Here is a 14,702-nt window from a genome sequence, read left to right as displayed (position 1 = left end):
CCGGGGGGCGGCCCCCGGCCCCGCGGTTGTCGTGATCGCTGCCCGCCAGGCCGTAAACAATGGGCGCCCCGCGGCGCGGCCGTGCAACGGCCCCGCCGAGGCGCTCTCCCCTCCATACCCCCCCTGGCCCCCCGGCTCAGGGTTGCGACTAGGCGGTCGGCTTGGTCGCTATCAGCGAGGTCTCCACCTTGTGGATGGCGCGGTCGAAGTCCTTCTCCCCGCGCTGCCCCTCGCCCCAGTTGTTGTGGACGGTGCTGATCACCGCTCCGACCCGGATCACCGCGATGTCCTGGTCCACGACGTGCTCCTCGTTCTTGAACTGCACGCGCAGGCCGGTGGACTGCTCGCCGAGGGCCGGGATGTCGAAGACCTCGGCCTTGGCGAGGGCGGGCTTGCCCTCGTAGGTGGCCTCGAAGGATCCGCAGGCCTTGACGGTCGCGGCCAGTGCGCTCACGGCGCGCTCGGCGTCGGCCGCGTTCTCGTAGCCGCTGACGTCCTGGAGCATCAGGCTGCTGCCGGAGGCGTCGCTGAAGACGACCTGGCGGCTCATCTTGTAGTCGGTCAGCAACCGGCCGGTGTTGACCAGGTCGACGACGGACTTGCAGCCCTCCGGCTTGGCCGCGCCGAACTCGCGGCTCTTGGCGTCGCCGTTGTCGATGACGGTGTTCTCGTCGAGCTTCCACCCGCTGGAGAGGTCCGCCACCGTCAGCAGCACGCTCTGGGCCTGGTCGACCGTCAGCGCTCCGGACCCCTTGGCGGACGCGGCCGAGCCGGCCTTGTCGGCGGCCTTCCCACCGGCCTTCTCGCCGCCCTGGCACGCGGCGACGAAGAGCAGGGAGGCGGCCGCGAGGGCGGTCGCGGCGAAACGGGTACGGCGCTGCACGGGGACTCCAGGAACGGATCTTGCTTGGCGGAAGCAAACCTAAGCGTAAAGTAAGCAATCCCGATGATCCGAAGGTCATGCAAAATTGTGACCTTGCTCCCAGCCCGTTCCGCCCAGCGGTCCGCACCCGTCCCCCGCGGCCGCCTCAGGGCCGGTCGAGCCGCAGCCGCTCCGCCCGTGGCAGCCCCGCCACCACCAGGTCGTACGAGTCCTCGACCAGCTCCTTGACCATCGCGTCCGGGAGCCCGCCCACGGTCACCGTGTTCCAGTGCCGCTTGTTCATGTGCCAGCCCGGAGCGATCGCCCCGTGCTCGGCGCGCAACCGCACCGCGGCTTCCGGTTCGCACTTGAGATTGACCGTGAGCGGGGTGCCGTCGAGCGCCGAGAGCGCGAACATCTTCCCCAGCACCTTGAAGACCGAGGTCTCCGGATTGAACGGGAACTCCTCGACCACGGCGTTGAATCCGAGGCAGAAGGCGCGCAGCTCGGCGGGTGTCATGCGCTCTCCCCCTCGACGGCCGGCGCCGGTTCGACCGGCTCGACCAGCACGGTGACGATCTTGTTCCGGCGGCCCGCCGGCGATTCGGCGGTCAGCTGCAACGAACGGCCGTCGGGCAGCTGCTGGAGCGCGGACGCCCCCGCGATCGGCACCCGGCCGAGCGCCTTGGCGAGCAGTCCGCCGACCGTCTCCACGTCCTCGTCGTCGAAGTCCTCCACCCCGAACAGCTCGCCGAGGTCGGTGATGTCGAGACGGGCCGTCACCCGGTAGCGGTCGCCCCCGAGCTCCTCGACGGGCGGCAGTTCGCGGTCGTACTCGTCGGTGATCTCGCCGACGATCTCCTCCAGGATGTCCTCGATGGTGACGATCCCGGCCGTGCCGCCGTACTCGTCGATGACGACGGCGACGTGGTTGCGGACCTGCTGCATCTCGCGCAGCAGGTCGCCCGCGTTCTTCGTGTCGGGCACGAAGACCGCCGGGCGTATGGCGGTGGTGACGAGTTCGGACTCCGCCTCGCGGTTGACGTGCGTCTTGCGGACCAGGTCCTTGAGGTAGACGATCCCGACGATGTCGTCCTCGTTCTCCCCGGTGACCGGGATGCGCGAGAAGCCCGACCGCAGCGCGAGCGTGGTCGCCTGACGGATCGTCTTGTACCGCTCGATGCAGATCAGGTCGGTGCGCGGCACCATCACCTCGCGCACCAGCGTGTCGCCGAGTTCGAAGACCTGGTGCACCATGCGGCGCTCGTCGTCCTCGATCAGCGATTCCTTCTCCGCCAGGTCGACCATCGCGCGCAGCTCGGCCTCGGAGGCGAACGGCCCCTTGCGGAAGCCCTTCCCGGGGGTCAGCGCGTTGCCGATGAGGATCAGCAGCTGCGGGATCGGGCCCATCACCCGGGCCAGCGGGACCAGGACGTACGCCGCCGCGGTCGCGGTGTTCAGCGGGTGCTGGCGGCCGATCGTACGGGGGGAGACGCCCACCGCGACGAAGGAGACCAGCACCATCACGGCGATGGCCGTGAGCAGCGCCCGCCAGTTGTCGCCGAGGGCGTCGAGGCACACGTAGGTGACGAGGACGCCCGCCGCCATCTCGCAGGTCACCCGCACCAGCAGGGCCACGTTGAGGTAGCGGGTCGGGTCGGCGGCGACCTGGGCGAGCTTGGCGCTGCCGCGCCGCCCCTCGCGCACGGCCTGCTCGGCGCGGAAGCTGGACATGCGGGCGATCCCGGACTCGGCGCAGGCCGCGAACCAGGCCACCACGACCAGCAGGACCGCCCCGGTGATCAGCTGGGGGGCGGTCACGAGACGGTGGGGGCGGGAGAGGCCCCGGTCATCCCGCGCTCGCCGCGCCAGCCGTCCACGATGGCCGCCTGCAGGCCGAACATCTCGACCTTCTCGTCGGGCTCCTCGTGGTCGTAGCCGAGCAGGTGCAGCACCCCGTGGACGGTGAGGAGCTGGAGCTCCTCGTCCATGGAGTGCTGCGTCGGCGCGTCCTCGCCCTGCTTCTTGGCGACCTCGGGGCAGAGCACGATGTCACCGAGGAGCCCCTGCGGGGGCTCCTCGTCGTCCTTCGACGGCGGACGCAGTTCGTCCATCGGGAAGGACATGACGTCGGTGGGTCCGGGCAGGTCCATCCACTGGATGTGCAGCTGCTCCATCGCGGCCTCGTCGACCACGATGACGGACAGCTCGGACAGCGGGTGGATCCTCATCCGGGTGAGCGCGTAGCGGGCGATGTCGAGGATCGCCTGCTCGTCGACATCGGTTCCGGACTCGTTGTTGACGTCGATCGACATGGTGCTTCTGGACTACTTCCCGTTGTGGCTGTCGTACTGCTCGTACGCGTCGACGATACGGCCGACGAGCTTGTGCCGGACGACATCCTCGGAGGTGAGCCGCGAGAAGTGGATGTCCGGGACCCCTTCGAGGATCTCCTGGACCTGGCGCAGACCGCTCTTGGTACCGCCCGGGAGGTCGACCTGGGTCACGTCGCCGGTGACGACGATCTTCGAGTCGAAACCGAGTCGGGTGAGGAACATCTTCATCTGCTCGGGCGTGGTGTTCTGCGCCTCGTCGAGCACGACGAAGGCCTCGTTGAGGGTGTTGTGCGTCAGCAGGTAGTCCTGCGTGACGTACAGCGAGTCCTCGGCGGCGACCTGGATGCACACCGCCTCCTCGCGGCCCGCGGGCTCGATGGAGTCGATGAAGCGCATCGGGCGCCCTCCGCCGCCGGCCGCGTGGTACGCGTCCAGCTTGCGGGTCAGGCGGAAGGGTTCGATGTCCTCGGGCAGCCGGATGTCGACGACGTGGGAGTCGAAACGGTGGGCGGCCAGGGCGGTGCCCCGCGCGCGCCCCGCCGCCGCGCGGCGGCGGGTGTAGGCGACGCCCCCGAGGGACTGGACGAGGGCGACCACGTCGTCGCGCAGCACGATCGACGCCGTGGAGTACTGGATCCGAGACGTACGGTCGCGCTGGGTGACCGGTCCGCCGTCGGAGTCGAGCAACCCCTGGAGCACCGCGAGGCGGACCTCCGCGGTGTTGAACAGGTAGTCGTCCGGCACGAACTTGGAGTGCGAACGGCTTCCCAGCAGGTCCAGTTCGCGCATCGCGCGGGTGACGGGGTTCGCCAGAGTGACGGCGTCGCCGGGCGACTTCACCCGGTTCAAGACGTAGTCCGGCCCGCTCTTGTGCCGTGCCGTGACTCCGGGGAGGGCGGCTTCCAGCGCGTGGACGAGCTCTTCGTCCTCCGTGGAGAACGACGGAGTGGTGGAGCCCGTGACGCAGCCGTCGCCGAGCAGGAGCCCGAGGGCGTACGGGTCCATCGGAACCGCACGTTCGGGGTAGGCGACGGGTGCGGTCAGCATCGGCAGTTCGTAGCGGCGGGCGTGTGCCGCGCGGAGGTTGCCGATCATCTCCTTGGTCTCCAGGACCCGCCACGGCTTGTCACGCCGCTTGTCCGAGGCCGTGCGGACCGTCCAGAGGTGCTCGCCGCAGCACAGCGTCCAGGAGCCGTCCTGGGCGGTGACGCGGTAGATGTCCTTCTCGCCCTGCGGATAGACCCCGAGGACCGGGGTCGGCTCGCCGTTCGACCCGACGACGAGGTCGCCCACCTGGAGGTCTCCGATGGGGCGCCAGCCGTCCGGCGTCAGCACCTTCGTGAAACGAGGCTGGGCACGACCCCTCATGTAGGCCAGCGGTGCGACCTCGATCGTGCCCGCCGCCATCAGGCGCGGGATCGAGTCGGGGTCGATCATGTCGTGCAGCGCGTCGTAGAGCGGGCGCAGGTACGGGTCGATCTTGTCGAAGAGGCTGCCGGGCAGGAAGCCGAGGCGCTCGCCCGCCTCGACCGCGGGGCGGGTCAGGATGATCCGGCTGACCTGCTTGGACTGCAGGGCCTGGACCGCCTTGGCCATCGCCAGGTAGGTCTTGCCGGTACCGGCGGGGCCGATGCCGAAGACGATCGTGTTCTTGTCGATCGCGTCGACGTACCGCTTCTGGTTGAGGGTCTTGGGCCGGATGGTGCGGCCGCGGCTGGAGAGGATGTTCTGGGTGAGCACCTCGGCCGGGGTCTCCTCACCGCCCCGGCTCCCGTCGCCCGCGCCATTGGCGCGGAGCATCGCGATCGACCGTTCCACTGCGTCCTCCGTCATCGGCTGTCCGGTGCGGAGCACCAGCATCATCTCGTCGAAGAGGCGCTGGACGAGGGCGACTTCCGCCGCTTCCCCGACCGCGCTTACCTGGTTGCCCCGCACGTGGATGTCGGTGGCGGGGAACGCCCGCTCGATCACGCGCAAGAGGGCGTCTCCCGATCCGAGCACCGTCACCATCGGGTGCTTGGCCGGGACGGTGAAGTGGGCTCGTGCCTGCCCCGGCACTGCGGGGGTGCGGGCTGTCGGTGTCTGAGTCATGGGCCGGCTCTGAGGCCTGCACATACCTCCCGTCGAGGGGTCTCGCCGATCGACGACCCTCTGGATTACCAAGCGTACGACTCCGCACCCCGATGCCCGAAGGGATTTCCCGAGCTCCCGCGGCAGGTCACGAGCCGCCCCGCTACGCGGAGTGGCGGAAGCCGATCGTGGGCACGGCGCGGCGCCGCACGGCCCGGCGCGCCTCCTCCGCGGCCGCGGCGGCGTCCCCGGGCACGAGGTCCTCCAGGAACCCGTAGTGCCGCAGCTCCTCGGGGACCCCGCCGGGCCGGGCCCGCAGGGCGTGCCACCAGTGGGCAACCTCCGGCCAGCCGGGGGCGGACAGCGAGCCGCCGAACTCCTGCACCGACAGGGCCGCCGTCAGTCCGGCGAAGGCGAGCCGGTCCGCGAGCGGCCAGCCCGCGAGGGTGCCGGTGACGAAGCCCGCCACGTAGACGTCGCCCGCGCCCGTGGGGTCCAGGGCCTCCACCTCGATCGCCGGGACCTCGGCGCTCTCCCCGGTCCGGCCGTCCACCGCGTACGAGCCCTGCGCGCCCATCGTGACCACCGCGATCGGCACCCGCTCGGCCAGGGCCCGGGCCGCCGCGCGCGGGCAGTCCGCGCCCGTGTACCGCACCGCCTCCGCGGCGTTCGGCAGGAAGGCCTCGCAGTGGTCCAGGTCCAGCGCGGCCAGGTCCCAGCGCCCGCTCTCGTCCCAGCCGACGTCCGCGAAGACCCGGGCCCCGCGGCGCGCGGCCGCGGCGACCCACTCCTCGCGGCGCCCGGGGGCCAGTGAGGCGATCGCGGCCCTGGCCCGGGGCGGACAGTCCGGGATGGGGTCGGAAGCGGCTCCGGGGGGCGCCTCGTGGCCGTGGGAGACCATCGTGCGCTCGCCCTCGTAGGCCATCGAGACGGTGACGGGCGAATGCCAGCCGGGAATCCGGCGCGACATCGCCAAGTCGATGCCCTCGCCCTGCTCCAGCGCGTCCCAGCAGTACTCGCCGTAGTGGTCGTCGCCGAAGGCCGCGGCGAGCGAGGTGTGCAGCCCGAGCCGGGCCAGCGCGGTCGCCATGTTGGCGACCCCGCCGGGGCTGGAACCCATGCCGCGGGCCCAGGACTCGGTGCCGCGCACCGGGGCCGAGTCGAGGCCGGTGAAGATGATGTCGAGGAAGACCGTGCCGGTCAGGAAGACGTCGCAGTCCGGATCGCGGGGCGAGCGGATCGGACCGAGCGGGTCCACCTGCTCGCCGGCGGCTCTGTTCCCGTTCTGGCGGCTGTTGCGACTGGTCACGGCGTGTTCCCCGTTTCGTACGCGGCGTGGAGGGTCCGGAAAGCTGCCAGCCCTGCCCTGCCCGGACCGGCGCAAACCCCAGTGTGTCCCAGATCACCACCGGAGCGCCCTTCTCCTCAACTCCGGTCGCTTGATAGATATTGGCCCCCGCTTCTCACGCGGTGCCTCGAACCACCCCCGCACCACCTGGATCCACCGTGTCCGACCACGCCCCGGAGCACCCCGCCTCCTGGCCCCTCGTCGCCCTCTTCACCGCCGGCTACGTCGCCCCGTACCTGCTGCCCACGGTGGTCGGACGGCTCGACGCGCACCTCCCGCTCAGCTCGGCCCAGGCCGGGCTCGTCGGGTCGGTGCTGCTGCTCGGTTCCGCCGCCGCCGGCTTCGCCCTCGCCTCGCGCATCCCGCGCCACGGGCCGCGCCCGCTCGCCCGGTTGGGGCTGCTGCTCGCCGTCGCGGGCTACGCCGCGGCCGCCGCGACCTCCCTGCTGCCGCTGGTCGTGGTGGGGGCGGTGGTCGGCGGCTTCGGTTCCGGTACGGCCACCGCCGTCGCCGCCTCCGGGATCGCCGCCCAGCGGGATCCGCACCGCACGTCGGCCCTGGGGCTGCTGTCGGTGTCGGCGACCGCGGGGGCGCTGTACCTGACCCTGCCCCGGCTCGGCGGCGGCCACGGGCTGCCCTTCGCCGCGATCGCGCTGGTCGCGGCGCTGGCCTGGCCCGCCACCGGGCGCCTCGCCGGGCGGCCGTCCGGGGCGTCGTCCCCGGCCGGGCGGGACCTCGCCCGGGGCTCCGCCTCGCGGCTGCCGTACCCGCGGGCCGGGGCGGTGCTGGCCGGGGCCCTGATGCTGTGGTCGCTGGCGCAGAACGCGCTGTGGGGGGTCAGCGGTCGGATCGGGTCCCAGCAGGCGGGCCTGTCCGAGGTGACGCTGGGCATGGTCTTCGCGGCCGCGCTCGGCGCCGGGCTGCTCGGGGTCACCGCCGCCTCCGCGCTGGGCGCGCGGCTCGGCCGGGCGGTGCCGATCGGGGCGGGCACGGCGCTGATCGCGCTCTGCGTGGCCGCGTCCTCCGCCGCGCGGGGGCTGGGCTCCTTCGCCGCGGGCGAGATCCTGTGGAACGCGCTCTACCCGGTGGTCCTCTCGTACGCCATCGGTCTCGCCGCGGCGCTGGATCCGCGCGGCCGCTGGGCGGTGCTGGCGGGCTCCGCGTCCTCCCTCGGGGTGGCGTGCGGCCCGGTCACGGGCAGTCTGCTGGCCGAGCGGGCGGGCTTCCCGGCGATGGGCCTGGTGCTGGGCGGACTGCTGCTGGCGGTGGCCGTGCCGCTGACCGCCGTCGCGCTGCACGCGGGGGGCCGCCCGCTGGTGCCGGGTTCGGTACGGCGCCGGGGCGGGGCCCCGGCCGCGGTCCTGGCGGCGGGGGCGGGCGCGGCGCTGTCCGGGCGGCTGCCGCGGGTGGGCGCGGCGGAGTTGACGGTCGTCGACGTGACCGTGCGGCCGCTGCCGGGGCGCACGCCGCTGCGGGTGCTGCTGCGGTCCCCGGCGGCCCGCTACCCGCGCTTGGGCAGCGGGACCCGGGCGAGGTCGGCCGCGATGGTCAGCTCGCCCTCGAACCCGGCGGCGCGGGCCTCGCGTTCGAAGTCGGCCGGGTCCGTGTAGCGCTGCGAGAAGTGGGTCAGCACGAGGTGGCGCACCCCGGCCGCGCGGGCGACCCGGGCGGCCTGGGCGGCCGTCAGGTGTCCGTGGTCGGTGGCGAGGCGCTCGTCCGCGTCGAGGAACGTGGACTCGATGACCAGCATGTCGCAGCCCTCGGCGAGGGCGTCGACGCCGGGGCAGAGCCGGGTGTCCATGACGAACGCGAAGCGCTGGCCCGGCTTGTGCTCGCTGACGTCGTCGAGGGTGACGCCGTTCAGCTCGCCGTCGCGCCGCAGCCGACCGACGTCCGGGCCCTTGATGCCGTGCCGGGCGAGGAGTTCGGGCACCATGCGGCGCCCGTCGGGCTCGGTGATCCGGTACCCGAAGGACTCCACGGGGTGCGAGAGCAGCCGGGCCTCCAGCGTGTACGTCGCCCCGCTCGCCAGTACCCCGTCGGCGGCGACGGGGGCTTCGGTGAGCGCGACCGTCTCCCGGTAGGCGGTGGCGTAGCGCAGCCGGTCGAAGAACTTCTGGCCGGAGGCGGGGTAGTGCGCGGTGACGGGGTGCGGGACCTGGTCGAGGTTGATCCGCTGGATCACCCCGGCGAGGCCGAGGCTGTGGTCACCGTGGAAGTGGGTGACGCAGATCCGGTTGATGTCGTGCGCGGCGACTCCGGCCCGCAGCATCTGGCGCTGCGTGCCCTCGCCCGGGTCGAAGAGGATGCCCTCGCCGTCCCAGCGCAGGAGGTAGCCGTTGTGATTGCGGTGGCGGGTGGGCACCTGGCTGGCGGTGCCCAGCACCACGAACTCCCGTACGGACACGACTTATCCCGGAGGCCATTCGAGACCGCGACCGCCGAGCACGTGGGCATGCGCGTGGAAGACGGTCTGGCCGGCGCCCGCGCCGGTGTTGAAGACGAGCCGGTAGCCGGAGCCGACGACGCCCTCCTGCGCCGCGACCTCTCCTGCGGCGCGCAGCACGTCGCCCGCGACGGCGGGTTCGGCGGCGGCGAGGGAGGCGGCGTCCGGGTAGTGGACCTTGGGGATGACGAGGACGTGCGTCGGCGCCTTGGGGCTTATGTCCCGGAAGGCGAGGGTCGTGTCGGTCTCGTGGACCACGGTCGAGGGGATCTCCCCCTTGACGATCTTGCAGAACAGGCAGTCAGCCTGAGGTTCCCCGGCCATGTGCGGCGCCTCCGTAGCAGTGATCGACTCCCGCGCATCGTAACGAACCCCGCCCCGGCCCGACGCCGACCGCCGGAGTCCGGTGCGTGATCCAAAACGCTGGCCCGGCGGGGCCGGGGCCGCTAGCGTCGGCCTGCCGTCCACACACATCCGGGGGAACCGTGCTCGTCCGACCTGCCCGCTCACCGAGACTTTCCGCCGCCGCGGGGGCCGCCGCCGTCGCCCTGCTCGGCGCGTCGGGCTGCGCCGCGCCGACGGCGCAGGCGCCTCCGACGACCGCGTCGCCGTCCGCGGCCCCGTCGGCGGCGGCGTCACCGGCGGCGCCGCTGACCGCGGACCGGCTCCTGGACGCGGCGCTCGTGGACGCCGACGTCCCGCAGGTGAAGACCCCCGTGCGGGCGGAGGAAGCGAAGCGGGAGCCCGGCAAGTTCCCGCCCGTGGCGGATCCGGTCTGCCGGACCTACGTCGACGCCCGCAACGGCGAGAAGTCCTTCGCGCGGGTCCGTCAGGTCTACGACTGGAAGGACGCCCTCTACCCCGGCGGCGCCGTGCTCGCGTCGTACGAGGCCGGAGCGGCGGAGCGGACGTTCGCGGACCTGAAGAAGGCCCTGGCCGGCTGCCGGTCCTTCGAGGCGGAGACCTGGACGGGCAAGATCACGGTGTCGCTCGCGCCGGAGCCGGATCCCCGGTTCGGGGACGAGGCGGTGACCCTGCGGGAGCACTCGACGCCGCTCGCGGGCAGTGACGTCAGCACGCAGATCACCGTCGTGCGGGCCGGCAACACGATCGCCACCTTCACCACCATGGACGTGGACCGCAGCGCCACCTTCCCGCCCGACCTCATCGAGCGCCAGACCGCCCGCCTCAAGAACGCCCAACACCCGTAGCCGCCCGGCGGCCCGAGCCAAATCCAGCCCGCCCGGCGCTTGCGGCGCCGCCAGAGGCACGCACGCCACGGCGACCAGCACCCCGCCCGCCTCGGGCAGCGCCGCAAACGCCGGCGGGGCTGGAGCTGCCCGGCGGCACCAGCCCAAACCAGCCCGCCCGGCACTTGAGGGCCCGCCGGAGGCACGCGCGCCACGGCGGACCGCACCCCGGACTCGCGCGACAGCGACGGACGGCTACGACCAGCGGCCCGTGCGGGCCAGGAGGACGGCCACGGCGGCGGTACCGGCGGTGGAGGTCCGCAGGACGGACCGCCCCAGCCGGTACGGCTTCGCCCCCGCCTCCTGGAAGACGGCCAACTCCTCCGGCGAGACCCCGCCCTCGGGCCCGACGACGACCACGACCGCCCCCGCCACCGGAAGCTCCGCCGTGGCCAGCGCCAGCGACGCCGCGTCCCGGTCCTCGTGCAGGACCACCGCCAGGTCCGCCCCCGCCAGCAGCGCGGCGACCTGCTTCGTGGACATCGCCTCGGCGACCTCCGGGAACCGGACCCGGCGGGACTGCTTGCCGGCCTCCCGCGCGGTCGCCCGCCACTTGCCCAGCGCCTTCGCCCCCCGCTCCCCGCGCCACTGCGTGATGCACCGCGAGGCCTGCCACGGCACCACCGCGTCGACCCCGGTCTCGGTCATCGTCTCGACGGCCAGCTCGCCCCGGTCCCCCTTCGGCAGCGCCTGGACCACGGTGATCCGTACCGCCGGCTCCAGCTCCTCGTGGACCGAGTCGACCGCCACCACCAGCCGGTCCTTGCCCTCCGCCGCCTTGACCACGGCTTCGGCCCACCGCCCGCGGCCGTCCGCGAGGACCACCGCCTCGCCGGGGTTCAGCCGCTTCACGGACACCGCGTGGCGGCCTTCGGGACCGTCCAGGACGAACTCCGGCCCCGCGGGGACCTCTTCGACCACGAACACGGGGGCGGTCATGACACACTCCTCAGCTTCAACATCTGCAACACCCTCTGCGCTTCGGCCAGTTCGGCCGCCAGTACCTCCACCAGCTGCCCGGCGGCCAACGGCCTGGCCAACCGGTGCCCCTGCCCCGCCCACAGCGCCATGCCCTGCGGGTCCCCGGCCGCCGCCGCGGCCTTGCGCAGGCCGGAGGTGATGTGGTGGACCTGGGGGTAGGCGGCCGGCGCGTACGGCCCGTGCTCCCGCATGAACCGGTTGACCAGCCCGCGCGCCGGACGCCCCGAGAAGGCCCGGGTGAGTTCCGTGTGCGTGAACAGCGGGTCGGTCAGGGCCTTCTTGTGGGCCGGGTCGGCACCCGACTCGGGACAGGCCAGGAAGGCGGTGCCGAGCTGCGCGGCCTCCGCGCCCGCGGCCAGCACGGCGGCGATCTGCGAGCCCCGCATGATGCCGCCCGCGGCGACGATCGGGAGCGCGACGGCCTCCCGCACCTGCCCGACCAGCGCCAGCAGGCCGACGCCCGCCGTCCCGTCGAGGTGCGGGTCGTCGCGGTGGGTGCCCTGGTGGCCGCCCGCCTCGATGCCCTGGACGCAGACGCAGTCGGCGCCCGCGTCCTGCGCGGCCTTGGCCTCCTCGACGGAGGTCACGGTGACCACGGTGCGGGTCCCGGCCTGGCGCAGCGCCGAGAGCACCTCCGCCGGGGGGCAGCCGAAGGTGAAGGAGACCACCGGAACGGGGTCTTCGAGGAGGATGGCGAGTTTGGCGTCGTAGCCGTCGTCGCAGCTGCCGATCGTGTCCTCGGGCGCGAGCGAGACCTCGTACCAACTGGCCTCACCGGCGAGCTGCCCGCGGTAGGCCTCGACGGCGGCGGGATCGACCGAAGTGGCCTGCGGGACGAAGAGGTTGACGCCGAAGGGGCGGCGGGTCAGCCCGCGCAGCCGCTTGATCTCCTGGTACATGCCGTCGGCGGTCTTGTAGCCGCCGGCCAGGTAGCCCAGCCCGCCCGCCTCGCACACGGCGGCGGCCAGCGGCGGGCAGGAACCGCCGCCCGCCATCGGGGCCTGCACGATCGGGTACTGGTGAAGACCGTTCGGTGCGGAGGACATGCCGAGCATCGTGCCACGTCCCCCGCACCAGACCGAATCGCGCGATTCGCCTGGCATAGTCCGGTTCCCCGGTGCGCCGGACGCCCGTCAGGGGCGTCCGGCGGCGCAGCGGTCAACGCCCGTTGAAGGCGTCCTTGAGCCGGCTGAAGAGGCCCTGCTGACCGGGCTGGAACTGCCCGGTGGGCCGCTCCTCGCCGCGCAGCTTCGCCAGCTGGCGCAGCAACTCCTCCTGCTGCGCGTCCAGCTTGTTCGGGGTGATGACCTCGACGTGGACGATCAGGTCGCCCCGGCCGCCGCCGCGCAGGTGCGTGACGCCGCGGCCGTGCAGCGGGATGGACTGGCCCGACTGGGTGCCGGGGCGGATGTCCACCTCTTCCAGGCCGTCCAGGGTCTCCAGCGGGCACTTCGTGCCGAGGGAGGCCGCCGTCATCGGGATCGTGACCGTGCAGTGCAGGTCGTCCCCGCGGCGCTGGAAGGTCGAGTGCGGCAGCTCGTGGATCTCGACGTAGAGGTCACCGGCGGGGCCGCCGCCGGGGCCGACCTCGCCCTCGCCCGCGAGCTGGATGCGGGTGCCGTTCTCGACACCGGCCGGGATCTTCACCGTCAGGGTGCGGCGGGAGCGGACCCGGCCGTCGCCCGCGCACTCGGGGCACGGGGTCGGGACCACGGTGCCGAAGCCCTGGCACTGCGGGCAGGGCCGCGAGGTCATGACCTGGCCCAGGAAGGACCGGGTGACCTGCGAGACCTCGCCGCGGCCACGGCACATGTCACACGTCTGCGCCGAGGTGCCGGGTGCGGCGCCCTCACCGGAGCAGGTGGTGCAGACGACGGCCGTGTCGACCTGGATGTCCTTGGTCGTCCCGAAGGCCGCCTCGTCGAGTTCCAGGTCGAGGCGGATCATGGCGTCCTGGCCCCGGCGGGTCCGCGAGCGCGGTCCGCGCTGCGAGGCCTGCCCGAAGAAGGCGTCCATGATGTCCGAGAAGTTGCCGAAGCCGCCGGCTCCGAACCCGCCCGCTCCGCCGCCGCCCGAGGAGGACAGCGGGTCGCCGCCGAGGTCGTAGACCTGCTTCTTCTGCGGGTCCGAGAGCACCTCGTAAGCCGCGTTGATCTCCTTGAAGCGCTCCTGCGTCTTCGGGTCCGGATTCACATCCGGGTGGAGTTCACGCGCGAGGCGCCGGAAGGCCTTCTTGATCTCGTCCTGGGAAGCGTCGCGGCGCACGCCGAGTACGGCGTAGTAGTCCGTGGCCACTTACGACTCCGCCAGGATCTGTCCGACGTAACGTGCCACTGCGCGTACCGCTCCCATCGTTCCGGGGTAGTCCATGCGGGTCGGTCCGACCACGCCGAGTTTGGCGACTGCTTCGCCGCCCGAACCGTAACCGACCGAGACGACCGACGTGGAGTTCAGTCCCTCGTAGGCGTTCTCGTGCCCGATCCGTACGGCCATTCCCGACTCACTCGCCTCGCCCAGCAGCTTGAGGAGCACGACCTGCTCCTCCAGCGCTTCGAGCACCGGCCTGATCGTCAGGGGAAAATCGTGTCCGAAGCGGGTGAGATTGGCGGTGCCGCCGATCATCAGCCGTTCTTCGGCTTCCTCCACGAGGGTTTCGAGGAGGGTGGCGAGGACGGTGGAGACCGTCGCCCGGTCCTCGGCCTCGAAGGACTCGGGGAGGTCCTGCACCAGCGGCGGCACGTCGGTGAACCGGCGGCCGACGACCCGGCTGTTGAGCCGCGCCCGCAGATCGGCCAGGGAGGCCTCCCCGAAGGGCGTCTGGCAGTCGATGAGCCGCTGTTCGACCCGGCCCGTGTCCGTGATCAGTACGAGCATCAGCCGGGCCGGGGCCAGGAGGAGCAGCTCGACGTGGCGGACGGTGGAGCGGGTCAGGCTCGGGTACTGGACGACGGCGACCTGCCGGGTGAGCTGCGCGAGCAGCCGCACCGTGCGGCCGACGACGTCGTCGAGGTCCACGGCTCCGTCGAGGAAGTTCTGGATGGCCCTGCGCTCGGGCGTCGACAGCGGTTTGACGCCCGCCAGCCGGTCGACGAAGAGGCGGTAGCCCTTGTCCGTGGGGATGCGCCCCGCGCTGGTGTGGGGTTGGGCGATGTAGCCCTCTTCCTCCAGCACGGCCATGTCGTTGCGCACGGTGGCGGGCGAGACGCCGAGCCGGTGCCGCTCGGTGAGCGCCTTGGAGCCGACCGGCTCCTCCGTCCCGACGTAGTCCTGGACGATGGCGCGGAGCACTTCGAGTCTGCGTTCGCTGAGCATCGCGCACACCTCCGTCTGTGATGCCTTTTCGTGTGGAGCCTGTCCACCGGCCGTCATGGCGGGTGCCGCTGGCACTCGCGGTCGGTGAGTGCCAGAG

General features: G+C 72.6%; 14 protein-coding genes. 2 read left to right on the top strand and 12 right to left on the bottom strand.

Annotated elements, in window-relative coordinates:
* Positions 1-148: 148 nt before the first annotated feature.
* The 6 genes from ACFWAR_RS29450 to ACFWAR_RS29425 form a co-directional block, all read right to left on the bottom strand.
* Entirely contained in the window at positions 149-883 is a 735-nt protein-coding gene (locus ACFWAR_RS29450) for a hypothetical protein (protein WP_385783437.1), read from the bottom strand.
* A 145-nt stretch (positions 884-1,028) separates the two neighbouring features.
* A complete protein-coding gene (locus ACFWAR_RS29445; RefSeq protein ID WP_385783434.1) occupies positions 1,029-1,382 on the bottom strand; it encodes an MmcQ/YjbR family DNA-binding protein in 354 nt (117 codons plus the stop codon).
* Positions 1,379-2,683: a hemolysin family protein gene (locus tag ACFWAR_RS29440; RefSeq protein ID WP_385783431.1), complete on the bottom strand. Its 1,305-nt coding sequence runs from the start codon at positions 2,681-2,683 to the stop codon at positions 1,379-1,381. Before ACFWAR_RS29440 ends, ACFWAR_RS29445 begins: the two co-directional genes overlap by 4 nt.
* Positions 2,680-3,177, bottom strand: coding sequence for an rRNA maturation RNase YbeY (gene ybeY, locus ACFWAR_RS29435; RefSeq protein WP_354380195.1), 498 nt, complete (start codon positions 3,175-3,177; stop codon positions 2,680-2,682). The genes ACFWAR_RS29440 and ybeY overlap by 4 nt, the downstream gene beginning before the upstream one ends.
* Positions 3,178-3,189: 12 nt before the next feature.
* On the bottom strand, positions 3,190-5,289 hold the full coding sequence (locus ACFWAR_RS29430) for a PhoH family protein (protein ID WP_385783428.1): 2,100 nt from the start codon (positions 5,287-5,289) through the stop codon (positions 3,190-3,192).
* A 142-nt stretch (positions 5,290-5,431) separates the two neighbouring features.
* The gene (locus tag ACFWAR_RS29425; RefSeq protein ID WP_385783425.1) at positions 5,432-6,577 is read right to left on the bottom strand and encodes a PfkB family carbohydrate kinase; all 1,146 of its coding nucleotides are present in this window, start codon (positions 6,575-6,577) and stop codon (positions 5,432-5,434) included.
* Positions 6,578-6,774: 197 nt separating this feature from the next.
* Here ACFWAR_RS29425 and ACFWAR_RS29420 point away from each other — a divergent pair, with 197 nt between their 5' ends.
* Complete coding sequence (locus ACFWAR_RS29420; RefSeq protein ID WP_385783423.1) at positions 6,775-8,226, top strand: MFS transporter; 1,452 nt, start codon at positions 6,775-6,777, stop codon at positions 8,224-8,226.
* Here the strand turns inward: ACFWAR_RS29420 and ACFWAR_RS29415 are convergent.
* Both ACFWAR_RS29415 and ACFWAR_RS29410 read right to left on the bottom strand, forming a co-directional pair.
* Entirely contained in the window at positions 8,118-9,023 is a 906-nt protein-coding gene (locus ACFWAR_RS29415) for a ribonuclease Z (protein ID WP_385783420.1), read from the bottom strand. The two genes, ACFWAR_RS29420 and ACFWAR_RS29415, sit on opposite strands and share 109 nt — an antisense overlap.
* Positions 9,024-9,026: 3 nt before the next feature.
* Positions 9,027-9,386 carry a histidine triad nucleotide-binding protein gene (locus ACFWAR_RS29410; protein WP_385783418.1) on the bottom strand — a complete coding sequence of 120 codons (360 nt, stop codon included), beginning with the start codon at positions 9,384-9,386 and terminating at the stop codon, positions 9,027-9,029.
* Between the two features lie 161 nt (positions 9,387-9,547).
* Between ACFWAR_RS29410 and ACFWAR_RS29405 the strand changes: the two genes are divergently transcribed.
* On the top strand, positions 9,548-10,273 hold the full coding sequence (locus ACFWAR_RS29405) for a hypothetical protein (RefSeq protein WP_385783415.1): 726 nt from the start codon (positions 9,548-9,550) through the stop codon (positions 10,271-10,273).
* Between the two features lie 234 nt (positions 10,274-10,507).
* Here ACFWAR_RS29405 and ACFWAR_RS29400 read toward each other — a convergent pair whose 3' ends face one another.
* From ACFWAR_RS29400 to hrcA, 4 genes are all read right to left on the bottom strand, one after another.
* Positions 10,508-11,251, bottom strand: a complete 744-nt coding sequence (locus tag ACFWAR_RS29400; RefSeq protein WP_385783412.1) for a 16S rRNA (uracil(1498)-N(3))-methyltransferase — start codon at positions 11,249-11,251, stop codon at positions 10,508-10,510.
* Positions 11,248-12,339, bottom strand: coding sequence for a nitronate monooxygenase (locus tag ACFWAR_RS29395; protein ID WP_385783409.1), 1,092 nt, complete (start codon positions 12,337-12,339; stop codon positions 11,248-11,250). Before ACFWAR_RS29395 ends, ACFWAR_RS29400 begins: the two co-directional genes overlap by 4 nt.
* Positions 12,340-12,451: 112 nt before the next feature.
* A complete protein-coding gene (dnaJ, locus tag ACFWAR_RS29390) occupies positions 12,452-13,588 on the bottom strand; it encodes a molecular chaperone DnaJ (RefSeq protein WP_385783406.1) in 1,137 nt (378 codons plus the stop codon).
* Entirely contained in the window at positions 13,589-14,605 is a 1,017-nt protein-coding gene (hrcA, locus tag ACFWAR_RS29385) for a heat-inducible transcriptional repressor HrcA (protein WP_385783403.1), read from the bottom strand.
* Positions 14,606-14,702: the final 97 nt, after the last annotated feature.

The sequence above is a fragment of the Streptomyces sp. NPDC059917 genome (assembly GCF_042730635.1).
Taxonomy (GTDB): Bacteria; Actinomycetota; Actinomycetes; order Streptomycetales; family Streptomycetaceae; genus Streptomyces.
This window is presented reverse-complemented; position numbering and strand designations above follow the sequence as displayed.